The organism is Kitasatospora sp. NPDC056181 (assembly GCF_042266225.1).
GTDB lineage: Bacteria > Actinomycetota > Actinomycetes > Streptomycetales > Streptomycetaceae > Kitasatospora.
Genome location: NZ_JBHJUK010000034.1, coordinates 9,888 through 32,456 on the forward strand (window position 1 = coordinate 9,888; position 22,569 = coordinate 32,456).

Annotated in this window: 16 protein-coding genes, 1 tRNA gene and 1 pseudogene; 8 read left to right on the plus strand and 10 right to left on the minus strand. The window is 72.0% G+C overall.

The window, feature by feature from the left end; translation table 11 throughout:
• Nucleotides 1–120: 120 nt before the first annotated feature.
• Together clpB and ACFC1F_RS15785 are read right to left on the minus strand one after the other, a co-directional pair.
• Entirely contained in the window at nt 121–2,742 is a 2,622-nt protein-coding gene (gene clpB / locus ACFC1F_RS15780) for an ATP-dependent chaperone ClpB (protein ID WP_376158691.1), read from the minus strand.
• 128 nt (nt 2,743–2,870) lie between these two features.
• Complete coding sequence (locus ACFC1F_RS15785) at nt 2,871–3,827, minus strand: LysR family transcriptional regulator (RefSeq protein ID WP_376158693.1); 957 nt, start codon at nt 3,825–3,827, stop codon at nt 2,871–2,873.
• A 71-nt stretch (nt 3,828–3,898) separates the two neighbouring features.
• On the opposite strand from ACFC1F_RS15785, the gene ACFC1F_RS15790 reads away from it, so the two are divergent.
• The 3 genes from ACFC1F_RS15790 (at nt 3,899) to ACFC1F_RS15800 (ending at nt 7,712) form a co-directional block, all read left to right on the plus strand.
• Nucleotides 3,899–4,999 carry a TDT family transporter gene (locus tag ACFC1F_RS15790; RefSeq protein WP_209415625.1) on the plus strand — a complete coding sequence of 367 codons (1,101 nt, stop codon included), beginning with the start codon at nt 3,899–3,901 and terminating at the stop codon, nt 4,997–4,999.
• 726 nt (nt 5,000–5,725) lie between these two features.
• Nucleotides 5,726–6,718: a LuxR C-terminal-related transcriptional regulator gene (locus tag ACFC1F_RS15795; protein WP_376158695.1), complete on the plus strand. Its 993-nt coding sequence runs from the start codon at nt 5,726–5,728 to the stop codon at nt 6,716–6,718.
• A complete protein-coding gene (locus ACFC1F_RS15800; protein WP_376158697.1) occupies nt 6,708–7,712 on the plus strand; it encodes a LuxR family transcriptional regulator in 1,005 nt (334 codons plus the stop codon). Before ACFC1F_RS15795 ends, ACFC1F_RS15800 begins: the two co-directional genes overlap by 11 nt.
• A 22-nt stretch (nt 7,713–7,734) precedes the next feature.
• On the opposite strand, the gene ACFC1F_RS15805 is transcribed toward ACFC1F_RS15800, so the two are convergent.
• From ACFC1F_RS15805 to dnaK, 6 genes are all read right to left on the minus strand, one after another.
• Nucleotides 7,735–8,361: a hypothetical protein gene (locus ACFC1F_RS15805; protein ID WP_148643904.1), complete on the minus strand. Its 627-nt coding sequence runs from the start codon at nt 8,359–8,361 to the stop codon at nt 7,735–7,737.
• A 790-nt stretch (nt 8,362–9,151) separates the two neighbouring features.
• Nucleotides 9,152–10,141: a helix-turn-helix domain-containing protein gene (locus tag ACFC1F_RS15810; protein WP_209415622.1), complete on the minus strand. Its 990-nt coding sequence runs from the start codon at nt 10,139–10,141 to the stop codon at nt 9,152–9,154.
• Nucleotides 10,142–10,350: 209 nt separating this feature from the next.
• Nucleotides 10,351–10,875 (minus strand): heat shock protein transcriptional repressor HspR, encoded by a 525-nt coding sequence (locus tag ACFC1F_RS15815; protein WP_241002674.1) that lies wholly within the window; start codon nt 10,873–10,875, stop codon nt 10,351–10,353.
• A gap of 7 nt (nt 10,876–10,882) precedes the next feature.
• Complete coding sequence (gene dnaJ, locus ACFC1F_RS15820) at nt 10,883–12,040, minus strand: molecular chaperone DnaJ (RefSeq protein ID WP_209415621.1); 1,158 nt, start codon at nt 12,038–12,040, stop codon at nt 10,883–10,885.
• 354 nt (nt 12,041–12,394) lie between these two features.
• A complete protein-coding gene (gene grpE / locus ACFC1F_RS15825; RefSeq protein WP_209415620.1) occupies nt 12,395–13,009 on the minus strand; it encodes a nucleotide exchange factor GrpE in 615 nt (204 codons plus the stop codon).
• Nucleotides 13,006–14,844 carry a molecular chaperone DnaK gene (gene dnaK / locus ACFC1F_RS15830; RefSeq protein ID WP_209415619.1) on the minus strand — a complete coding sequence of 613 codons (1,839 nt, stop codon included), beginning with the start codon at nt 14,842–14,844 and terminating at the stop codon, nt 13,006–13,008. Before dnaK ends, grpE begins: the two co-directional genes overlap by 4 nt.
• Before the next feature lie 320 nt (nt 14,845–15,164).
• Here dnaK and ACFC1F_RS15835 point away from each other — a divergent pair, with 320 nt between their 5' ends.
• The 4 genes and pseudogenes from ACFC1F_RS15835 to ACFC1F_RS15850 all read left to right on the plus strand — a co-directional run bounded on the left by ACFC1F_RS15835 (nt 15,165) and on the right by ACFC1F_RS15850 (nt 21,197).
• Nucleotides 15,165–17,384 (plus strand): heterodisulfide reductase-related iron-sulfur binding cluster, encoded by a 2,220-nt coding sequence (locus ACFC1F_RS15835; protein ID WP_376158701.1) that lies wholly within the window; start codon nt 15,165–15,167, stop codon nt 17,382–17,384.
• Between the two features lie 437 nt (nt 17,385–17,821).
• A pseudogene (locus tag ACFC1F_RS15840) lies at nt 17,822–18,895 on the plus strand (sugar phosphate nucleotidyltransferase); the annotation flags it as partial.
• Between the two features lie 194 nt (nt 18,896–19,089).
• Nucleotides 19,090–20,154, plus strand: a complete 1,065-nt coding sequence (locus ACFC1F_RS15845) for a Yip1 family protein (RefSeq protein ID WP_376158703.1) — start codon at nt 19,090–19,092, stop codon at nt 20,152–20,154.
• 152 nt (nt 20,155–20,306) lie between these two features.
• Nucleotides 20,307–21,197 carry a metal-dependent hydrolase gene (locus ACFC1F_RS15850; RefSeq protein ID WP_376158705.1) on the plus strand — a complete coding sequence of 297 codons (891 nt, stop codon included), beginning with the start codon at nt 20,307–20,309 and terminating at the stop codon, nt 21,195–21,197.
• Nucleotides 21,198–21,309: 112 nt separating this feature from the next.
• On the opposite strand, the gene dcd is transcribed toward ACFC1F_RS15850, so the two are convergent.
• Both dcd and ACFC1F_RS15860 read right to left on the minus strand, forming a co-directional pair.
• The gene (dcd, locus tag ACFC1F_RS15855) at nt 21,310–21,885 is read right to left on the minus strand and encodes a dCTP deaminase (protein WP_209415614.1); all 576 of its coding nucleotides are present in this window, start codon (nt 21,883–21,885) and stop codon (nt 21,310–21,312) included.
• Between the two features lie 93 nt (nt 21,886–21,978).
• The gene (locus ACFC1F_RS15860; protein ID WP_148643912.1) at nt 21,979–22,215 is read right to left on the minus strand and encodes a hypothetical protein; all 237 of its coding nucleotides are present in this window, start codon (nt 22,213–22,215) and stop codon (nt 21,979–21,981) included.
• 265 nt (nt 22,216–22,480) lie between these two features.
• Here ACFC1F_RS15860 and ACFC1F_RS15865 point away from each other — a divergent pair.
• Nucleotides 22,481–22,551: transfer RNA gene (locus ACFC1F_RS15865), tRNA-Gly, on the plus strand.
• Nucleotides 22,552–22,569 lie beyond the last annotated feature (18 nt).

Below are 22,569 nucleotides of genomic sequence, written 5' to 3' on the forward strand. Positions count from 1 at the left end.
CCCCAATCTTACCTCCCTGGGTGGTGGGGTTTTTTTTTTTTTAGCCGCCCCCCGGCCCGGGGGGGGGGGCCCCCCCCCCGCCCGCGGGGCCCCCCCCCCCCGCGCCGGGGCACGGGCGCGCTACTTCTCCAGCGGCCCGCGGGCACGGACGGTGAGGCGGTCGGCCTCCTCGTCCCGTTCGACCAGGACGGTGTCGCCGTCGTGCACCTGGCCGGAGAGGATCGCCCGGGCGAGCTGGTCGCCGATCGCGGACTGCACCAGGCGGCGCAGCGGACGGGCGCCGTACGCCGGGTCGTAGCCGGTGAGCGCGAGCCAGTCCCGGGCGGCCTCGCCGACCTGGAGGGTGAGCCGCCGCTCGCGCAGCCGCTCGCCGAGCTTCGCCACCTGGAGGTCGACGATCCGGCTGAGCTCGGCGGTGCCCAGCGGGTCGAAGACCACGATGTCGTCCAGGCGGTTGAGGAACTCCGGCTTGAACGCGGCCCGGACGGTGTCCAGTACCAGGGCCTTCTTCCGCTCCTCCGGGGTGCTCTGGTCCACCAGGAACTGACTGCCCAGGTTGGAGGTGAGGATCAGGATCGCGTTGCGGAAGTCCACCGTCCGGCCCTGGCCGTCGGTGAGCCGGCCGTCGTCCAGCACCTGGAGCAGCACGTCGAAGACCTCGGGGTGGGCCTTCTCCACCTCGTCCAGCAGCACCACGCTGTACGGGCGGCGGCGGACCGCCTCGGTGAGCTGGCCGCCCTCCTCGTAGCCGACGTACCCGGGCGGGGCGCCGACCAGGCGGGAGACGGAGTGCTTCTCGCCGTACTCGCTCATGTCGATGCGGACCATCGCCCGCTCGTCGTCGAAGAGGAAGTCGGCCAGGGCCTTGGCGAGTTCGGTCTTGCCGACGCCGGTGGGGCCGAGGAAGAGGAAGGAGCCGGTCGGCCGGTCCGGGTCGGCGATGCCGGAACGGGTGCGGCGCACCGCGTCCGACACGACCTGGACGGCCTCGGTCTGGCCGATCAGGCGGCGGCCCAACTCGTCCTCCATGCGCAGGAGCTTGGCGCTCTCGCCCTCCAGCAGCCGGCCGGCCGGGATGCCCGTCCAGGACGCGACCACGTCGGCGACGTCGTCCGGGCCGACCTCCTCCTTGACCATGGCGGGGGAGGCGGAGCCGGCGTCGGTGTTCGCCGTGGCCGCGCGCTCCTGCGCCTCGGCCAGCTCGTGCTCGGCGGCCGGGATCTCGGCGTACATCAGCTTGGAGGCGCGCTCGAAGTCACCGTCCCGCTGGGCGCGTTCGAGGGCGCCGTGCAGGTCGTCGAGGCGTTCCTTGAGCTCGCCGACCCGGTTGAGGCTCTTCTTCTCCTGCTCCCAGCGCGCGGTGAGCACGCTCAACTGCTCGTTCTTGTCGGCGAGATCGCGCCGCAGCCGGTCGAGCCGGTCGACCGAGGCGGGGTCCGACTCCTTCTCCAGGGCCAGCTCCTCCATTCGCAACCGGTCGACGGAGCGCTGGAGTTCGTCGATCTCGACCGGGGAGGAGTCGATCTCCATCCGGAGCCGGGAGGCCGCCTCGTCGACCAGGTCGATCGCCTTGTCGGGCAGGAAGCGGGAGGTGATGTAGCGGTTGGAGAGGGTGGCGGCGGCGACCAGGGCGGCGTCGGAGATCTGCACCTTGTGGTGCGCCTCGTACCGGCCCTTGAGGCCGCGCAGGATGGCGATCGAGTCCTCCACGCTGGGCTCGCCGACCAGCACCTGCTGGAAGCGGCGCTCCAGGGCGGGGTCCTTCTCGATCCGCTCGCGGTACTCGTCCAGCGTGGTGGCGCCGACCATCCGCAGCTCGCCGCGGGCCAGCATCGGCTTGAGCATGTTGCCGGCGTCCATCGCGGAGTCGCCGCCGGCGCCCGCGCCGACCATGGTGTGCAGCTCGTCGATGAAGGTGACGACCTGGCCGTCGCTCTGCTTGATGTCGTTCAGGACGGCCTTCAGCCGCTCCTCGAACTCGCCCCGGTACTTGGCGCCGGCGACCATCGCGCTGAGGTCCAGCGAGACCAGGCGCTTGCCGCGCAGCGACTCCGGGACGTCCCCGGCGACGATCCGCTGGGCCAGGCCCTCGACCACGGCCGTCTTGCCGACGCCCGGCTCGCCGATCAGCACCGGGTTGTTCTTGGTGCGGCGGGAGAGCACCTGGACGACCCGGCGGATCTCCTGGTCCCGCCCGATCACCGGGTCGAGCTTGCCGTCCCGGGCGGCCTGGGTGAGGTCGGTTCCGTACTTCTCCAGGGCCTTGTAGGTGCCCTCCGGGTCCGGCGAGGTGACCCGGCCGCTGCCGCGCACGTCCTTGAAGGCGGCGAGCAGCGCCTTCGGGGTGGCGCCCTGCTGCACCAGCAGGTCGGCGACGGCCCCGCCCTCGGCGGCCAGGCCGACCATCAGGTGCTCGGTGGAGACGTACTGGTCGTCCAGGTCGTCGGCGCGCTTGCCGGCCTCGGTGAGCACGGCCAGGGTGTCGCGGGCCAGCTGCGGGGCGGCGACGGTGGAGCCCATCGCGCTGGGCAGCGCGGCCAGCAGCCGGCGCGCGCCGTCGTCGACCCGGCCGGCGTCCGCGCCGACCGCCTCCAGCAGCGGCCTGGCGATGCCCTCGGGCTGCTCCAGCAGGGCGATCAGGATGTGCACCGGCTTGACGTCCGGGTTGCCCGCGGCGCCCGCCTGCCGGATTGCGGCGGACAGGGCGTCCTGCGTCTTGGTGGTGAACTTGCTGGCGTCCACTGCTGGGGTGTCCTCCTTGCTCGTACGTGGATCCCGCGTGCGGTGCGCGGATCCCTGCTGGTGCGTGGGCCCTGGCCGGTGCCCGAACCCTGCTGACTACAGCATGCACTAAGTTGAGTCTATTCCACTCAACTTTCCGCGGTTCGACTTCCGGATGAACGGTTGTGGGGTCCGCGGCCCGGCGAGCGCCGGGTCAGCGTCAGCAGTTCCCGGGCCGGGCCGCTCGGCCGCCGCCCGGCCGGCCAGACCGCGCGCAGCGGGCGCCGCAGGTCCAGCCCCTCCGCCAGCGGCACCGCCACCAGCCGCCGGGTCGCCAGCTCCTCCACCACCGCCAGCTCGCTCAGGCAGACCGGCCCGGCACCGGTCATCGCCGCCGCCTTCAGCGCCGTCGACGAGGCCAGCTGCAGCCGTGGCCGCGCCGCACCCCCGTACGGCGCCAGCGCCATCTCCAGCACCTCCCGGGTGCCCGAGCCGGGCTCGCGCAGCACCAGCGGCGTCGCCGCCAGCTCGGCCCCGGTCAGCGGCTCCCGGCGGCGCGCCCAGGGGTGGCCGGGCGCGACCACGACCACCAGCCGGTCGGCGGCCACCACCGCGCCGGCCAGCCCCTGCGGGGTGGACGGGCCCTCGACGAAGCCGAGGTCCGCGTCCCCGGCCAGCACGTGCCCGGCGACGTCCGCCGAGTTGGCCGTGCGCAGCGTCACCGCCGTCCCCGGACTGGCCTCGTGCAGCGCCAGCAGCCAGCCCGGCATCAGGTACTCGGCGACGGTCAGACTGGCCACCACCACCAGCCGGGCGTCCCGCCGCTCGCGCAGCGCGTCGATCCCGGCGTCCAGCGCCTGCGCCGCCTCCACCACCTGGCGGGCCCACTCGACCACCAGCCGGCCCGCCTCGGTCGGCCGGCTGCCCCGGGGCGAGCGGTCCAGCAGGGGGACGCCGATCTGCTGCTCCATGCCCTTGATCCGGGCGCTGGCGGTCGGCTGGCTCACCCCCAGCTCGGCCGCGGCCCGGCCGACACTGCCCAGCCGGGCCACCGCGAGCAGCAACTCGAGGGCGCCGAGTTCGGGGACGCGGGGGGAGAGGGTCATAGGTTCAGGCTATGCCCTCATAGAGCTCCGGCCGCTACCGGAGCCCGGCCGCCGACGGCACGGTGGATTCCATGGCCACCGTGATCGACAGCCCCCGACCGTTCCTGCACGTCCGTCCCGACCTCGCCCAGCTGAGCCCGAACTGGTACGCGGCGGTCATGGGCACCGCGATCGTCGGCAACGGCGCCGCCGCACTGCCCGTCGCGCTCCCCGGGCTGACCGGGTTCGGCGAGCTGATGTGGGGCCTCGGGCTGGCCGCGCTGGTGGTGCTCGGGACCGCCCGGGTGCTCCACCTCACCCGGCACCGGGCCGCCGCCCGCGGCCACCTGCTGGACACCCCGGCCACCGCCGTCTTCTACGGCTGTCCGCCGATGGCCCTGCTCTCGGTCGGCTTCGGCACCCTGGTGCTCGGCTCGCGGGTGATCGGCACCGGCCCCGCCGTCGCCCTGGACGCGGTGCTCTGGAGCGCCGGCACCCTGTACGCGCTGGCGGTCGCGGCCGGCATCCCGTACCTGATGATCACCCGGCACGCCGTCTCCCCGCTGGAGGCCAACCCGACCTGGCTGCTGCCGGTCGTCGCCCCGCTGGTCGCCGCCTCCACCGGCCCCGCACTCGTCCCGCACCTGCCGGCCGGCACCCCGCAGCAGGCCATGCTGTACGGCTGCTGGGCCCTGTTCGGGGTCGGGTTGCTGGCCACCCTCGCCATGCTGCCAGTGGTGCTCACCGGACTGGTGCACAGCAAGATCCCGGCCCTGGCGCTCACGCCGTCGCTCTTCCTGGTGCTCGGCCCGCTCGGCCAGTCCACCACCGCGGTCCACCAGCTCGCCGACGCCGCCCGCCCGGTCACCCCCCAACTCGCCCCCGCCGCCCTCGCCTTCGCCGAGCTGTACGGCGTGGCCGTGCTCGGCGTCGCGATGCTCTGGCTCGCCGTCGCCACCGCCGCCAACCTGCGCGCCCGCCGGGCCGGGATGGCCTTCGCGATGACCTGGTGGGCGTACACCTTCCCGATCGGCACCTGTGTCACCGGCGCGGCCGCACTCGCCCGGCACACCGGCTTCGCCGGGTTCACCGGGCTGGCCGCCGGGCTCTTCGTCCTGCTGGTCGCCGCCTGGGCCGTGGCCGCCGCCGGCACCGCGGCCGGGCTGGCCGGCGGGCGGCTGCTGGCGCGCTGACCGGGCGTCGGCCGCCGCGGGGGCGGACGGCCTCCGGCGCGCCGGGCGGGCGGCGCACGGTCGGACCACGGGCGGGCCGGTCACCGGGCCCGCCCTTCCGTACCGAATGACCGGACGGTCGGACTCCACACGCCGACCCCCGTGACCAGCGGTTTTGCACACGGGCGGCGCATCGCGCGGGAACCCGCTCCGAGCGCCGGATGCAGGTTCCTGCAATTGCGAGAACATGCACTCGGGCGGCACTTGTTCACCGGCCGTCACGCTGTGAGGGTGGAGCCACGCCAGGTCGTCCGGGCAACCGCAGCCCGATGGTGGTGACTTGCTCTTCAGAACTGGATGCTCACGGCACGTCCGTACCTGCATATCGGGGGGAAGAGCGCCGGCCGGACGCCATGTGTGGTGATGGCACCCGGGACCGGAGTCGGCGAGGCGTTGCTGCTCCGCCTCGCCGGAAGCGCCTAGACATTGGCGTGGCACCGGCGGCCCCCGGCCTCCCGGCGTGCGACGGCACCCGGGACCCGGGGGTCCGCCGGCTCGCAGTACCGTGATCGCGTGCTGCGCGCGGTGCTGGGATCATGACCGGCAAGCGGGCGGGACACCTGGCGGCCGCGGCACCTGCGTACCCGAAGCACCGGCTGCGGGGCACGCGCCCCCGCGTGCGGACCCAGAAGCACAGACCGCGAAGTACAGGCGTATCCGAGATCCATCCGGCAGGGAGTGTTCGAGGTGACGGCGGACCCGACGGCCGCTCCGGGCATTGCCGGGTCGTCCGGTGAGCCCGACGACGAGGCCCGCCGGCTCTACCTGGCCATCCTCGACGCGGGCGGCCGCATCCCGTCCGCCGACGTCGTCGAGGGCGACCGCGGCGCACTGGGCCGGCTCGTCGACATCGGCCTGCTGATGCCCAACCCCATGGACGCCTGCTACACCGCCGTCAGCCCGCGCTCGGTCAGCGACCGGCTCGGCGCCGAACTGCTCAGCGAGGCCACCCGGCTGCTCGTCCGCGCCGAGAACCTCCCCGGCGCACTCGACTCCCTCACCCGCGCCTACGACGCCATGCCCCGGCCGCCCGAGCGCTCCGGCGGCGCCGTCTACATCGAGGGCCACGTCCACATCCGCCACCGCATCTCGCAGCTGGTCTCCGACTGCCGCACCGAGGTCCTCACCGCCCAGCCCGGCCACCGCCCCGCCGAGGCCCTGAAGATCGCCCTCATGCAGGACCTCCAGCTCCTGCAACGCGGTTGCTCGCTGCGGACCGTCTACCAGCCGGTGGCCGTCTCCGCCCCCGCAGCCCTCGCCTACGCCGACGAGGTCACCCGGCACGGGTCGCTGATCCGCATCCTGGACGAGCCGTTCCAGCGGATGTTCGTCTTCGACCGCTCGGTCGCGGTGCTCTCCACCAACGAGGACCACAGCACCGCCGCGTTCATCACCGACCCGGCCGCGATCGCCTTCCTGGTCAACTCCTTCGAACGCGACTGGGCCCGCGCCGACGCCCCCGACTGGACCGCCGCCCACGCCAACGGCCCCACCCGCGACACCCCCGACCGGGTCGGCCGGCTCCTCGCCCGCGGCCTCACCCAGCGCGCGGTCGCCACCCGGCTGGGGCTCAGCGAACGCACCGTCGCCGCCCACATCTCCCGCCTGCGCGACCGGTACGGCGCGCAGACGCTGTTCCAGCTCGGCTGGCTGATGAGGGGCGGCCCCGATGAACGGTGAAACCGCCGTCGCCGCGTCCGCCGGGCCCACCGCCGCCGAACAGGCCCTCTACCTGGCCGCCGTCGCGGCCGGCGGCCACCTGTCCGCGGCCGCCCTCACCCCGGCCGACGGCCCCGCCCTGGCCGGCCTGCTGGACCAGGGCCTGCTCGTCCCGGCCGCCGCCGACTACCGGGCCTGCGCCGGGTACCCGGCCGCCGGGTACACGGCCGTCGACCCGCGCTCGGTCAGCGACCGCCTGGGCGCCGAACTCCGCACCGAGGCAACCCGGTTGCTCGTTCGCGCCGAACGCCTCCCGGCCGCCCTGGACGACCTGATCCGCGCGTACGACGCCGTGCCCCGCCCGGCGGTCCCGCTGGAGGCCGTCCACATCGAGGGCACCGCCGGGATCCGGCAGCGCATCTCCGAGCTCCTCTCCGACTGCACGGAGGAACTGCTCGCCGCCCAGCCCGGGCCCCGGCCGGCCGCCGCCCTGCGGATGGCGATGCCCCAGGACGTCGCGCTGCTCAAGCGCGGCTGCGCGATGCGCACCCTCTACCAGCCGCTGGCCGTCGCCGACCGGGTGGTGGTGGAGCACGTGCGGTCCATGGCCGGACACGGCGCCGAGGTCCGGGTGCTGGACGAGCCGTACCAGCGGATGCTGGTCTTCGACCGCTCGGTGGCGGTCGTCCCCGCCGCCGACGACGAGACCAGGGCGGCCTTCGTCCACAATCCCGCGACGGTCGCGTTCCTGGTGGCCCTCTTCGAACGCGACTGGTCCCGGGCCGCCCCGGTCGACCACCCCGTGACCGCCACCACCGCGCACCCCACCACCACCCGCGTCGGGCACCTGCTCCGTCAGGGCCTCACCCAGCGCACCATCGCCACCCGCCTCCACCTCAGCGAGCGCAGTGTCGCCGCCCACATCGCCCGCCTCCGCCGCCGTCACGGCGCGGAGACGCTCTTCCAGCTGGGCTGGCGGATGCGGGAAGCCCGGACGGGGGAGTCCGATGCGTGAACTGCCGTGGTGCGAAACGCGATCAGCCGGTGGCGGCGCTGCTCGGCCAGTAGCCGCTCCGGCCGACGGCCGGGGGCTGCTGACGGGGAACGGTGAACTGCTCGCCGGGGGCGGTCCAGAAGCCCTCGCGCAGCGAGAGCGCCATGCCCGCCCAGTCGAGGGCGGTCTCCACGGTGTGGTGGAGGGCCTCCTGCGACCAGGTGTCGTCGAAGACGAGCGGCAGCACGGGGGCGACCTGCTCGATGGTGGCGATCAGCGGGTTGTGCGTGATCGCCTCGTCCACCAGCAGGACGATCGGCTTCCGCAGGGCCGAGGCCCAGCCGAGCTCCAGGCTGACCCCGGCGGAGAGCGGCGCGCCGACGTACGCGAAGACCAGGTCGGCGGACTGCAGCGCGCGGAAGTCGGAGGGGACGCGCGGCTCGGGGGCCCGGCCGGCGATGGTCCAGGCGTCGCTGTGGTGCGCGCTGTACACGGCGGCGCCGCTGCGCAGGAGCGTGGTGCGAAGCGTCGTCAGCCGCGTCCGGCTGGCCAGGGTCACCACACTGTCCGCCGGCCCGGTCAACCGCATCAGCGGCGCGGCCAGGAAGACTCGTGCACGCCGGCCCTCAGGGGCCTGGCTGTCGTGGTGACGCAGGTAGGGCTCGGTCATTGTCGACTCCGGGGGAAGGCCGACCGGGGAAGATGCGGTGCCGGTGGGCGCTGCGGTTGGTTGCTGCTTCAAAGATTCTGAAGTCATCAGACTGATATTTGACGGTACAGCGGCAACTCTGCTTCGTCCGCCGGACCATCGGGAGCGAACTGATCGTCTATCAGCGCCGACGGCTCCGTCCAGCGTTCCGCCCTGTCATCTGGATGCCTGGCATAGAGATGACGCTGCCTGCGCCGTAGGGGAGATGACACCGTAGCGTGCCGTGCGGCATCATGTGGACGCCAGTGCTATAAGTCCAGCTCGCGGAGCTTGAGAAGGAGGGATGGGTCCGTGTCTCGTATGTACCGACTTGTCCGTAAGGCTGTACTGTCCGCCGTTGTCGGCGTTTCCATCTTCGCTGTCGGCGCTCTCGGCGCGGGTTATGCGGGTGCCGAGAGTGTGCCCGGTCAGGGAACCGGGTCGACGACTCAGGCCCTCGCCGACGATTTCCACTGGTGAGATGACGATGCATTGAGTGCTCGCGAATTGCCCGGCCCGGCCGAAGAGGTGCGGGGCTAGGCGGTTTCGCGGGGTGACTCGGGTCGAGGTCGCGCGGCGACCGTCCGCCGTTGGTGCTGCTTGAACGAGGCGCCGCCCGTGTGGGCGGCGGTCCGGCCGTGGGGCCGTCCGGGGAAGGCACCTCCCCGGGCTCGGGCCTGCGCGGGTGCGGACCGCGGGCGGCACGGCCAAGCCGGCGAGGAATCGTTTCTTCCCGTGTCCGGAAACTTCTGCACGCCAGTGGCGTCGGCGCTCAGGCGGTCGTCCCGGAGGACTGCCCGAGGACGTAGCCGAGCTGGAACAGCGAGTCGACGTTGTGCTCCTCGCGCATTTCCGCGATGTGCCGGGCCAGCGTGCGTTCGCTGATGCCGAGCCGGCGCGCGATGACCCGGTGGTTCGTGCCGGCCAGCAGCAGGTCGATGATCGTGTGCCTGAGCTGCGAGACGACCTGCTGCGGGATGGTGCGGTCGCCGTCGAAGTCGAGCGCCCGGCTCCAGTTCCGCTCGAACACCTCTTCCGCGAGGTAGTTGATGACCGCGGAATCGTGGACGAAAGCGGCGACGTGGTCGCCCACCACCGGAATCACGGCGAGGCGCCGGTCGACGATCAGGAGCCGTGTGTAAGGCTCGTCCAGGGTCCTGAACTGCCAGCCCTCTTTGGCCAGCGTGGATACGTAATCCCTGGTCGGTTGGTGGTGCCGGGTGCTGGCGTTGTAGATCGTCCGCATGGACGCGCCATGGCGGATTATGTCGAGATCGCGTTGGATGAACGAGGTCAGCAGTTCCGAGGGGCGCGGCCCGCCGGGCTGCATTGCGAGCCCTTCGGTCATTCCGCTCGCCATCGCCTGCTGAACCCGTTGATTTATGAGTGCCCGGCCCTGAACGTATTCAATGGGGCCGCCGCTTTGGTCGGGATTGTGGAACGCTTCCGCCAGCTCGCCCAGGTCGCCGGGAATTGCCACGGCACGGGCCAGCAGATCGAGCGCCTGGCGCTGCCAAGTCGAGCTCAGACTGGCGGCGAGTTTCGCGGGATCGGCGGCGAACAGCGAACCCGGCTCGTCGCTGTCCGATATGAGGAGGCCGAGCTCCATCAACTCGTCGAGGGCGGCGGCCTCGTGCGGTGTGCAGCTGCCTCGGCTGAGCCGGCCGTCCTCGTTCAACGCCTTCAGGTAGAGCGCGCGGGCGTCTGAGGACAGGATCGGTGAGCGACTGTGGTTGTGCACCAGCTGTTCTCGATCACTCACTTTCGGCTCCTTGTCGTCGACCGGACAAGTCAACGCGACTGAAGTCCGCTGCCCAGGGATCTTAAACGCAGAGCACGATCCGGCGCCTGGCTCACAAGGACGGACGGATCGTCCGGCGGTCGCCCTGATGCAGCACTCTCTCATCAACACCCAGCCGCCGGCACCCCCCGTTCAGGAGGGAACCGGCGGCAGGGGCCGTCGTGGCCGGGTCAGCGCTTCGGGCGCCAGACGACCAGGGCGCTGGACTGCGTCGGCGGCTGGTAGGGCACCAGGTCGCGGCGGTACGAGGCGTGGATGGTGGCCTCGCGCTGCTGGAGCGTGGTGGCGGCGCCTTCGAGGGAGTCGGCGAGTTCGGCGATGCGGGACTGGAGGGCGGTGACCTGGTTCTCCAGCTCGATGATCCGCTTGATGCCGGCCAGGTTGATGCCCTCGTCCTGGGAGAGGCGCTGGACCTCGCGCAGCTGCTGGATGTCGCGGGCGGAGTAGCGCCGGCCGCGGCCGGCGGTGCGGTCCGGGCAGACCAGGCCGAGGCGGTCGTACTGGCGCAGGGTCTGCGGGTGCAGGCCGGAGAGCTCGGCGGCGACCGAGATCACGTAGACCGGGGTGTCCTCGGTGAGGACGTACTGCGGCGGCGGGGCGGTGCGGCGCGCGCGCGGGGCGCCGCCGGGGAGACCCTCGCCGACCCCGGGGCCGATGGGGCCCATCGGGCCGAGGGGGCTGCTGTCGGGGATCATCTGGTCGTCACGCTCCCTTCGCCGCCTTGAACAGGGCGGCTCGCGGGTCGTCGGAGGCGGTGGCCTCGCGGTACTGCTCCAGAGCCGTCAGCGCGTCGCCGGTGACGTGCTGCGGCACCAGGACCTCCACGGTGACCAGGAGGTCGCCGCGGGTGCCGTCCTTGCGGGTTGCGCCCTTGCCGCGGGCCCGCAGGGTGAGGCCGTTGGCGCTGCCCGGGGGCAGCTTGAGCTTCACCGAGGGGCCGTTGAGCGTCGGCACCTCGATGGTGCCGCCGAGGGCGGCTTCGGGGAAGGTGACCGGCACGGTCACCGTGAGGTTGTCCGCCTTGCGCCCGAAGACGGGGTGCGCGTCGACGTGCACGGTGACGTAGAGGTCGCCGGCCTGGCCGCCGCGCTCGCCCTGGGCGCCCTTGCCCTTGAGCCGGATGCGCTGGGCGTCCTGGACGCCGGCCGGGATCCGGACCTGCATGGTGCGGGCGGAGCTGGCCCGGCCGCTGCCGTGGCAGTCGGTGCACGGGTCGTCGACGATCATGCCCCGGCCGCGGCAGTCCCGGCAGGGCTCGGAGAGCGCGAAGGCGCCCTGGCCGCGGCTGACGGTGCCGGCGCCGACGCAGGTCGGGCAGACCCGGGGGGTGGTGCCGGCCTTCGCACCGGTGCCGCTGCAGGTGCGGCACGGGGCCTGGCTGGTCATCCGGAGCGGGACGGTCGCGCCGTCGACGGCCTCCTCGAAGGAGAGCGTCACCTCGGTCTCGACGTCGGCCCCGCGCCGGGGCTGGGGCTGGCGGCCGCCGCGGTTGAAGAGGCCGCCGAAGACGTCGCCGAGACCGCCGCCACCGCCGGGGGGGCCGCCCTGGCTGCCGTTGAAGAGGTCACCGAAGTCGAAGCTGTAGTTGCCGCCGCCGGGGCCGCCGGAGCGGAAGCCGCCGTTGGCGAAGAGGGTGCGCGCCTCGTCGTACTCCTTGCGGCGCTTCTCGTCCGAGAGGACGTCGTAGGCCTCGGAGATGTCCTTGAAGCGCTCCTCCGCCTTGCTGTCGCCCTTGTTCGCGTCGGGGTGGAACTCGCGGGCCAGCTTGCGGTACGTCTTCTTGATCTCGGTGGCGGAGGCGTCCTTGGGCACGCCGAGGACCTTGTAGTAGTCCTTCTCCACGTAGTCCTTGCCGCTCATGCGCCCACCTCGCTTCGCTCGGCAGCCGCTTCGCGCAACACGCCCCCGTCACCGATTCGCTCGCTGCGCTCGCTCATGCGCCCACCTCGCATCGCTCGGCAGCCGCTTCGCGCAGCACGCGCCTGTCACCGATTCGCTCGCTCATGCGCCCACCTCGCGGCGCTCGGCAGCCGCTTCGCGCAAAGCGCACCTTTCGGCGATTCGCTCGCTCCGCCCGCTCATGGCTGCCGCCACCTCCCACGATCCATAGTCAATGTGCTGTCAACAGGCAGGGGCGTCCTGCCGTCGACGGAGACGGCGCTGCGGAGCCGGCCGTCGTACTGGACGACGTACGACTCCGCAGCGCACGGGTTGTCAGCTCTCCGACCCACCGTCGGCCTTGTCGGCGTCCGAAGCCTTGTCGGCGTCGGGCGCGGCGGTGGTCTGGGTGCCCGGCTGGGGCTCCGCGACCGCCACCATCGCCGGGCGGATGATCCGCTCGCCGATCCGGTAGCCGGGCTGGAGGATCTGGACACAGGTGTCCTCGGTGACGTCCGAGGAGTAGCTGTGCATCAGCGCCTCGTGCATGGTCGGGTCGAAGGGCTCGCCCTCCTTGCCGAACTGCTGGAGGCCCAGCTTGGCCACGACCGTCTCCAGGGACTCGGCGACGGACTTGAACCCGCCCGTCACCTCGCCGTGCTCGCGGGCCCGGCCGATGTCGTCCAGGACCGGGATCAGCGACTCCAGGATGTTGGAGACGGCGATCTCCCGGACCGTCAGACGGTCGCGCTCGACCCGCTTGCGGTAGTTCTGGTACTCGGCCTGGAGACGCTGGAGGTCGGCCGTCCGCTCGGCCGCCTCGCGCTTGGCGGCGGCGAGCTCGTCCCCGCCGGCCGAACCGGCCGCGGCGGCCTCCTCGGCAGCCTTGATCACGGCCTCCTCGGCGGCGGAGTCGTCGCCGGGCTCAGCACCCTGCGGCTTCTCCGTCATGCCGCACCGCCCTTGGGCTTCTCGTCGTCCACGATCTCGGCGTCGACGACGTCGTCGTCCTTGGCACCGGCGGCGTCACCGGCCGGGGCGGCACCCGCGGCGTCGGCGTTGGCGTAGAGCGCCTGGCCGAGCTTCTGGGCGGTGGTGGAGACCTTCTCGGAGGCGTCGCGGATGGCCGCGATGTCCTCGCCCTTCAGGGCCTCCTTGAGCTCGCCGATGGCGGTCTCGACCTCGGTCTTGACGTCGGCCGGGAGCTTGTCGGCGTTGTCGGCGATGAACTTCTCGGTCGAGTAGACGAGCTGCTCGGCCTGGTTGCGGGTCTCGACCGACTCGCGGCGCTTGTGGTCCTCCTCCGCGTACTGCTCGGCCTCGCGCATCATGCGCTCGATGTCGTCCTTCGGCAGCGCGGAGCCGCCGGTGACGGTCATCTTCTGCTCCTTGCCGGTGCCGAGGTCCTTCGCGCCGACGTGCATGATGCCGTTGGCGTCGATGTCGAAGGTGACCTCGATCTGGGGCAGGCCGCGGGGGGCCGGCGGGAGACCGGTCAGCTCGAACATGCCGAGCTTCTTGTTGTACGCGGCGATCTCGCGCTCGCCCTGGTAGACCTGGATCTGCACGGACGGCTGGTTGTCCTCGGCCGTCGTGAAGATCTCGGAGCGCTTGGTCGGGATCGTGGTGTTGCGCTCGATCAGCTTGGTCATGATGCCGCCCTTGGTCTCGATGCCGAGGGACAGCGGGGTGACGTCGAGCAGCAGGACGTCCTTGACCTCGCCCTTGAGGACACCGGCCTGGAGCGCGGCGCCGATGGCGACGACCTCGTCCGGGTTGACGCCCTTGTTGGCGTCCTTGCCGCCGGTCAGCTCGCGGACGAGCTCGGCGACGGCGGGCATGCGGGTCGAGCCGCCGACGAGGACGACGTGGTCGATCTCGGAGAGCGAGATGCCGGCGTCCTTGATCACGTTGTGGAACGGGACCTTGCAGCGCTCCAGCAGGTCCGAGGTCAGCTGCTGGAACTGGGCCCGGGTGAGCTTCTCGTCCAGGTGCAGCGGGCCCTCGGCGGAGGCCGTGATGTAGGGCAGGTTGATCGAGGTCTCGGAGGACGAGGACAGCTCGATCTTGGCCTTCTCGGCGGCCTCGCGCAGACGCTGGAGGGCCATCTTGTCCTTGGACAGGTCGACGCCGTGGCCGGCCTGGAAGACCTTGACCAGGTGGTCGACGACCTTCTGGTCCCAGTCGTCACCACCGAGGTGGTTGTCACCGTTGGTGGCCTTCACCTCGACGACCCCGTCGCCGATCTCCAGCAGCGAGACGTCGAAGGTGCCGCCGCCGAGGTCGAAGACCAGGATGGTCTGGTCGTCCTTGTCCAGGCCGTAGGCCAGGGCGGCCGCGGTCGGCTCGTTGACGATGCGCAGGACGTTGAGGCCCGCGATCTCACCGGCCTCCTTGGTGGCCTGGCGCTCCGAGTCGGAGAAGTACGCCGGGACGGTGATGACGGCGTCGGTGACCGTCTCGCCCAGGTAGGCCTCGGCGTCGCGCTTCAGCTTCTGCAGCACGAACGCGCTGATCTGCTGCGGGTTGAAGTCCTTGCCGTCCAGGTTGATCTTCCACCCGGTGCCCATGTGGCGCTTGACCGAGCGGATGGTCCGGTCGACGTTGGTGACGGCCTGGCGCTTGGCCACCTCACCGACGAGGACCTCGCCGTTCTTTGCGAAGGCCACGACGGACGGCGTGGTCCGCGCACCCTCGGCGTTCGTGATGACGGTGGGCTCGCCACCCTCAAGGACGCTGACGACCGAGTTCGTCGTACCGAGGTCGATGCCGACCGCGCGTGCCATCGTTGGTACCTCCACGGAAGAGTTGAGCTTTACGGGCTCAAGGATGCACGACTCGGTGGAGAGCGTCAACAGCCATGAGTCGGCGTCGCTCAACTTTGCTGAGCGGATCCGCTGGAGCGTGGCGGGGGCCGGGGCCGGACGGGCCCGGCCGGCGGGCGTGGTGAGTGTGCACTCACGTGACTGCCGCCATACCTTGAACATCTTCTGGAGAAGAGTTGACAAACGGTAATGTCCGGGCCGTCGGCCCAGGAAGTTACCGACGAGTACACTCGCTCCGGAGATACCGCCAACCCAGCAAAGCCGCAGGAGACGGAGAGCCGATGCAACTAGCAGCGATCGTCATCTCGCTGGTCACGTTCGTGATCGGCACCGCGCTCGCCGCCCGTGCGGCGCTGTACATCTTCAAGGTGGTGCGGACCGGCCAGTCCGACCCCACCAGGTTCGGGGAGCCCGCGCAGCGGGTGAAGACCGTCGCGGTCGAGTTCGTCGGCCACACCCGGATGAACAAGTGGGGCGTCGTCGGCGTCGCGCACTGGTTCGTCGCGGTCGGCTTCTTCAGCCTGGTGCTGACCATCGTCAACGCCTTCGGCCAGCTCTTCGACGCCGACTTCGCGCTGCCGGTCATCGGCCACTGGATGCTCTGGCAGCTCTTCGTCGAACTGCTCGGCACCCTCACCACGCTGGGCATCATCACCCTGATCGTGATCCGGCTGCTCAGCCTGCCGTCCCGGTCCGGCCGCAAGTCGCGCTTCGCCGGCTCGATCGCCTGGCAGGCCTTCTACGTCGAGTACACGATCCTCGGCATCGGCCTCTGCATCCTGATGCTGCGCTCCCTGGAGGGCGCCCTCAACGGCGTCGACTCGTACGGGCCCGAGCACCTGTTCTCGTACCCGCTGGTCTCCGCGCTCAGCGGCCTGTCGCACGGCACGCTGGAGAACCTGATCTACTTCTTCGCGATGCTGAAGATCTGCATCTCGTTCGCGTGGGCGACCACCATCGGCATCAACCCCTCGATGGGTGTGGCCTGGCACCGGTTCCTGGCGTTCTTCAACATCTACTTCAAGCGCGAGGAGGACGGCGGCACCGCGCTCGGCGCCCTGCGCCCGATGACCAGCGGTGGTCAGCCGATCGACTTCGAGGACCCGGCCGACGACGCCGTCTTCGGCGTCTCCCAGGTCGAGCACTTCTCCTGGAAGGGCATCCTCGACTTCTCCACCTGCACCGAGTGCGGCCGCTGCCAGTCGCAGTGCCCCGCCTGGAACACCGGCAAGCCGCTCTCGCCCAAGCTGCTGATCATGAGCCTGCGCGAGCACGCCTTCGGCAAGGCGCCGTACCTGCTGGCCGGCGGCGGCAAGGACATGGAGGGCACCGAGAAGGCCACCTCCGAGCAGCTCAAGGACGTCCCCGCGGCCGCCCTGGCCGAGGCCGAGCGCCCGCTGATCGGCACCGCCGAGGAGAACGGCGTCATCGACCCGGACGTCCTCTGGTCCTGCACCACCTGCGGCGCCTGCGTCGAGCAGTGCCCGGTGGACATCGAGCACATCGACCACATCGTCGACATGCGCCGCTACCAGGTGATGATCGAGTCCTCGTTCCCGACCGAGGCCGGGACGATGCTCAAGAACCTGGAGAACAAGGGCAACCCGTGGGGCATGGCCACCAAGGCCCGCCTCGACTGGGTCAAGGAGCTGAAGAAGGAGACCGGCATCGAGGTGCCGGTGATCGGCGAGGACATCGACCCCGCCGAGGTCGAGTACCTCTACTGGGTCGGCTGCGCCGGCGCCCTGGAGGACCGCGCCAAGAAGACCACCAAGGCCTTCGCGGAGCTGCTGCACACCGCCGGCGTGCAGTTCGCGATCCTCGGCAAGGAGGAGTCCTGCACCGGTGACTCCGCCCGCCGCCTGGGCAACGAGTTCCTCTTCCAGATGCTCGGCGCCCAGAACGTCGAGACCCTGAACGCGGCGCTGGAGGACGCTCCGAAGAAGCGGATCGTCGCCACCTGCCCGCACTGCTTCAACACCATCGCCAACGAGTACCCGCAGCTGGGCGGTCACTTCGAGGTCATCCACCACACCCAGCTGCTCCAGCACCTGATCGACGAGGGCAAGCTCGTCCCGGTCAACCCGGTCGAGGGCCTGATCACGTACCACGACCCCTGCTACCTGGGCCGCCACAACAAGGTCTACAGCCCGCCGCGCGAGATCATGGACAAGGTCCCCGGCCTGCGCCAGCAGGAGATGCACCGCCACAAGGAGCGCGGCTTCTGCTGCGGCGCCGGCGGCGCGCGGATGTGGATGGAGGAGCGCATCGGCAAGCGGATCAACACCGAGCGCGTGGACGAGGCGCTGTCCCTCAACCCGGACATCGTCTCCACCGCCTGCCCGTTCTGCCTGGTGATGCTCTCCGACTCGGTCAACGGGAAGAAGAACGAGGGCGCCGCGAAGGAGCACCTGAAGGTGGTGGACGTCGCCCAGCTGCTGCTCGACTCGGTCAAGGCGACCCCGCCGGCCGACGCGGAGGCGGAGACGGTCGACGCCTGAGACCTGACGGACGGGACCGGGCGCTGAGGCGTTCGGGGCCGGCGGACGGTCCCGGGAGGGCCGCGAGCACGTCCCGATGTTCGACAGTTCTGTCACAACTGCCCGGCCCGGTGGGTGCCACGAGCGCCCGCCGGGCCGGGCTTTTCGCCGGGCCCGCGAGCGGGCGCCGCGCCGGGCCCGGCAACGGGCCCGCCGCCCCGGTCCGACCGGTTCCCGCCCGGCTTCCCGGCTCGCGCCGCAGGCCGGAGCGGTCCGGCCCGGGCGCCAACCGCCGGACCGCCGGGAGGCGTCCCGGTTGGAAGGAAATACAGTAGGCGCCGGACCGGCCCTGTGCCGGTCGACCCGTTCCGGCCCACCGGGCGGGTGTCCTGACCACCGACGGAGGTATCGGCCCGCCGGGCCGGGCCGCAGAGACCACAAGGGGAACAGCGCAGACCATGACCGAGGCGATCATGCTGGTCGGTGGTAAGGGCACGCGACTGCGTCCGCTGACCACCCACACCCCCAAGCCCATGCTGCCCGTGGCAGGCGTCCCGTTCATCGCGCACCAGCTGGCCCGCGCGGCCGCCGCCGGGGTCACCCGCGTGGTGCTGGCCACGTCCTACCTGGCCGAGGTCTTCGAGGACCACTTCCAGGACGGCACCCCCTACGGCATCGAGCTGGTCTACCTGACCGAGCGCGAGCCGCTGGGCACCGGCGGGGCCATCCGCAACGCCGCCTCCGGGCTCACCTGCGGCCCCGACGAGCCGGTCCTGGTCTTCAACGGCGACATCCTGTCCGGCGTCGACATCGCGGCCCTGCGCGACGGCCACGTGGCCGCCGGGGCCGACGTCACCCTGCACCTCACCCGGGTCGAGGACCCGCGCGCCTTCGGCCTCGTCCCGACCGACGGCAACGGGCGGGTCCTGGAGTTCCTGGAGAAGCCGGAGACGCCCGAGCAGATCGTCACCGACCAGATCAACGCCGGCTGCTACGTCTTCACCCGGTCGGTGATCGACCGCATCCCGGCCGGCCGCGAGGTCTCGGTCGAGCGCGAGACCTTCCCCGAGCTGCTGGCCACCGGCGCGCTGCTGCGCGGCGTCGTGGACACCTCGTACTGGCTGGACCTCGGCACCCCGGCCGCCTTCGTCCGCGGCTCGGCCGACCTGGTGCTCGGCAAGGTCGACTCCCCGGCCGTCCCCGGCCCGACCGGCGACGCCCTGCTGCTGCCCGGCGCGACCGTCCACCCGGGTGCGGTGCTGAGTGGGGGCAGCGTCGTCTCCGAGGGCGCGGTGGTCGAGGCCGGCGCGATCGTCGAGGGCAGCGTGATCCTGCCCGGCGCCTCGATCGGCCCGGACTGCCTGGTCAAGGACTCGATCGTGGGCGCGTACGCCACCATCGGCGACCGGACCGCGCTGGACGGCGCGGTCATCGGCGACGGCGCGATCGTCCAGGCCGACAACGAGCTGCCGAGCGGCATCCGGGTCGCCTGCGGCACGCTGCTGCCGGTCGGCGCCGTCCGCACCTCGGCCGGCCCGGGCGGCTGCCCGGCCGGGACCACGGCCGCGGCCGTGGTGCACGCGCCGAAGGTGACCGCGCAGCGCTGACGACGGGAGGGCCGGGGCGCCGTCGGGCCCCCGGCCCCGGCCGTCACAGGCTCGCTGCAAACCTGCCCCGGCCCTGTGCCCGGCCGACGCGGAGTCAGCCGGACGGGTACCTTCGGAACGTGGCTGGTAATCGATACGACAGCGGTCAGGGCGCCGAACCCCGGGGCGGGTGGTCGGCCCCTCCGCCCCCGCCGGGGGCGTCCGGGGGCTACGGGCAGCCCGGGGGGTACGGGCAGACGGACGGGCCGGAGTACTTCACGGCCCCGCACCGGGGGGCGCCGGGGGGCGGCCAGGGGCACGGGGGCGGACAGGCGCACGGGGGCCCGGGCGGGCACGACCCGTACGCCGCCGACCAGCCCGGCCACACCCGGGCGTTCCCGACCGGCGGCGACCCGTACGGGGGCGAGCCGTACCCCTACCAGGGGCAGGGGTACCCGCAGGAGTACGGGCAGCCGTACCCGGACGGCGGCCAGGGCGGCTACGGCGGCCAGGGTGGCTACGACGGGCAGGCCGGCTACGACGGGCAGGGCGGGCAGTACGGCTACGGCCAGGAGCCGGGCTACGCCCAGGAGCAGGGCTACGCCCAGGACAACGTCGCGGTCTACCGGGCCGGCGGCCAGTCCGCCCCGCACGTCTCCGGCCCGCGCCCGGCCTGGCGCGAGCTGCTGGTCGGCATCTTCCGGAACCCGACGGCGACCTTCGACCGCACCCGCGACCACCAGGTCTGGCTCCCCGCCCTCACCGTCTCGCTGCTGTACGGCGCGCTGGCCGTGCTCGGCATCGGCCTGACCCGCGACGACGTCTTCAAGTCGACCTTCGGCGTCGCCCTGACCGCCATCCTCGCCGCCGCGGTCTGCTTCACCCTCGCGGGCGCCGTGCTCGGCGGGGTGACGTACGCACTGGCCCGCCAGTTCGGCGGGGACGGCCCGTGGAAGTCGACGGTCGGCCTCGCCGTGCTGATCGGCTGGATGACCGACGCTCCCCGGCTGCTGCTGGCCCTGGTCCTGCCGTCCGACAACATGGTGGTCCAGGTCGTCGGCTGGGCGACCTGGGTGCTCTGCGCCGTGCTGCTGACCACCATGGTCCGCCGGCTGCACGACCTCCCCTGGGGCAAGGCGGCCGGAGCGGCCGCGCTGCAGCTCCTCGCACTGCTGGTGCTGATCAAGCTGCCGACCCTGGGCTGACCCGGCCGCGGTCCCCAGGCCGATCCGGCAGCGGTGCCCGGGCCGATTTGGCGCCCCGGCCGTTTGTCGGGGGCCACGGGGGAGAATGGACGACGGGCCCCGCCTGCGGGGCCCGTTCCGCTTCCACCACCCTCACGCGCTCGGAGCCAGGCATGACCCTCCCCACCACCCACGTCAGCTTCCCGGCCGGGGCGGTGACCGGCGAGTCCCCGGTGCTCGCGGTGCACCCGCTGGACGGCGGCCGGTACGCGGTCGTCACCGAGGCGACCCCGTTCCACCCGCTCGACCACACCTGGCCCGACCAGCCGGCCGACCTCGGCACCCTCACCGTCGACGGCACCGAGCTGGCCGTCGTCGACTGCCTGACCGGCGCGGTCGGCCCGGACGGCGGCGCACCGCTGGTCGGCGCCGACATCCCGGTCCGCCGCGGCGACGAGGAGTGGTCCTGGCTGGTCCTGCACGTGGTCGACGGCGACCCGGGCGACCTGGCCGGCAAGGTCGCGTCGCTCGCCGTCGACACCGAGCGCCGCGCCGCCCTCTGCGCCTCGCACAGCGGCTGCCACCTGCTCGCCCTCGCCCTGAACGCCGCCCTCGCCCCGCGCTGGCGCAAGGACCCGGGCCGCGCCGACGCCTTCGGCAACCCCGACTTCGACAGCCTCGCGATGGACACCTCGGTGATGGACACCGAGGCGAGCACCGACACCTACCGGCTCGGCAAGTCGCTCCGGAAGAAGGGCTTCACCACCGACGCCACCGAGGACTTCCCGGCCCTCGCCGACGCACTGCCCGCCCTCACCGAGGCCGTCAACCGGCAGCTGGCCGCCTGGGTCGCCGCCGACGCCGCCGTGCGCATCGACGTCCCCGGCCCCGAGCTGACCGCCCGCCGCCAGTGGCACTGCGAGCTGCCCGAGGGCCCCGCGCAGATCTTCTGCGGCGGCACCCACCTGCACCACCTCGGCGAGCTGGCCGAGCTCCGCACCGAACTGCGCCTCTCCGAGGACGGCAGCGAGCTGGTCGCCGTCACCCGCCCCAAGCGCGCCTGAGCAGCCCCGTGAACGCCGCGGGCGGCCACCCCCTGTTTCTTGGGGTGGCCGCCCGCCGTGCGTGCCCTCTGGGTCCGTCCTCGTCCTGCCGGTCCTTCTGCCGCGCTCCTGCTCAGACCTTCGTGCGGTGGAAGTTCATGAACGAGCGGGAGGGCGTCGGGCCGCGCTGGCCCTGGTAGCGCGAGCCGTACCGCTCCGAGCCGTACGGGTGCTCGGACGGCGAGGAGAGCCGGAACAGGCACAGCTGCCCGATCTTCATCCCCGGGTACAGCTTGATCGGCAGCGTCGCGACGTTCGACAGCTCCAGCGTCACGTGGCCGCTGAAGCCGGGGTCGATGAAGCCGGCCGTGGAGTGCGTCAGCAGGCCGAGCCGGCCCAGGCTGGACTTGCCCTCCAGCCGCGAGGCGACGTCGTCGGGCAGCGTGATGACCTCGTAGGTCGACGCCAGCACGAACTCGCCCGGGTGCAGGATGAACGCGTCGTCGCCCTCCGGCTCGACCAGCCGGGTCAGGTCCGGCTGCTCCTCGGAGGGGTCGATGTGCGGGTAACGGTGGTTCTCGAAGACCCGGAAGAAGCGGTCCAGTCGCACATCGATACTGGAGGGCTGGATCATCGCAGGGTCGAACGGGTCGATCACGACCCGGCCCTTGTCGATTTCGGTCCGGATGTCCTTGTCAGAGAGCAGCACGCTTCGAGGTTACGTGCACGACACGGCCCCGGACGAATCGCCCGGGGCCGCAGCTGTCACTCCCGTCCCGCCGCTACGCGGGTTCCGTCCCGGTCAGGCCAGGAACTCCGCGGCCTCCAGCCGCATCGCCCGGGCCAGTTGCGGCTCGGACAGCTCCCGTACGTCGGCCAGCACCGAACTCCGCAGCCGTCCACACTGCGGACAGCGGATCAACCGGCCGGGCCCCAGCCGACCGGGCCCGAGGTTCTGCATCGGGAACGTGGTGGTGCTGAACAGGTGCCCCTCGGCACAACGAACGACGGCGCGCTGCTCCATCGATCCCCTTCCCATCCTTACCGCAGTACTCACCCGTACTCATCGCGCCCCGAACGGCCAGGCCCCCCGGGACAGCGTCACATTAGGGGAACTTCCGGACATTCCACATCGCGGCTCGCCGCCCCGAAACCCGCCCGCCGGAGCTCTCTCACGCGGCCCAAACAGTACGCCCCCACCCCGCCCCCGCACGGCTCCGCCACGGCCCCCCGTCACCTGTGCAACAGGCCTCACGGATGGGGTACAGTGATGACGGATCGAGCGGTCTCTGACGGCTCGTCAGGCGGGCGTAGTTTAATGGTAGAACATGAGCTTCCCAAGCTTAGAGCGCGAGTTCGATTCTCGTCGCCCGCTCCGAAGGAAAGCCCCAGG

What these genes read in the sequence shown, in the direction of transcription:
- dnaJ (WP_209415621.1), bottom strand. Translation starts at nt 12,040, where the DNA reads ATGAGCGGCAAGGACTACGTGGAGAAGGACTACTACAAGGTCCTCGGC.
- ACFC1F_RS15800 (WP_376158697.1), top strand. Translation starts at nt 6,708, where the DNA reads ATGAACGGTGAAACCGCCGTCGCCGCGTCCGCCGGGCCCACCGCCGCC.
- grpE (WP_209415620.1), bottom strand. Translation starts at nt 13,009, where the DNA reads ATGACGGAGAAGCCGCAGGGTGCTGAGCCCGGCGACGACTCCGCCGCC.
- ACFC1F_RS15815 (WP_241002674.1), bottom strand. Translation starts at nt 10,875, where the DNA reads ATGATCCCCGACAGCAGCCCCCTCGGCCCGATGGGCCCCATCGGCCCC.
- ACFC1F_RS15790 (WP_209415625.1), top strand. Translation starts at nt 3,899, where the DNA reads ATGGCCACCGTGATCGACAGCCCCCGACCGTTCCTGCACGTCCGTCCC.
- ACFC1F_RS15835 (WP_376158701.1), top strand. Translation starts at nt 15,165, where the DNA reads ATGCAACTAGCAGCGATCGTCATCTCGCTGGTCACGTTCGTGATCGGC.
- ACFC1F_RS15850 (WP_376158705.1), top strand. Translation starts at nt 20,307, where the DNA reads ATGACCCTCCCCACCACCCACGTCAGCTTCCCGGCCGGGGCGGTGACC.
- ACFC1F_RS15860 (WP_148643912.1), bottom strand. Translation starts at nt 22,215, where the DNA reads ATGGGAAGGGGATCGATGGAGCAGCGCGCCGTCGTTCGTTGTGCCGAG.
- ACFC1F_RS15805 (WP_148643904.1), bottom strand. Translation starts at nt 8,361, where the DNA reads ATGACCGAGCCCTACCTGCGTCACCACGACAGCCAGGCCCCTGAGGGC.
- dnaK (WP_209415619.1), bottom strand. Translation starts at nt 14,844, where the DNA reads ATGGCACGCGCGGTCGGCATCGACCTCGGTACGACGAACTCGGTCGTC.
- ACFC1F_RS15785 (WP_376158693.1), bottom strand. Translation starts at nt 3,827, where the DNA reads ATGACCCTCTCCCCCCGCGTCCCCGAACTCGGCGCCCTCGAGTTGCTG.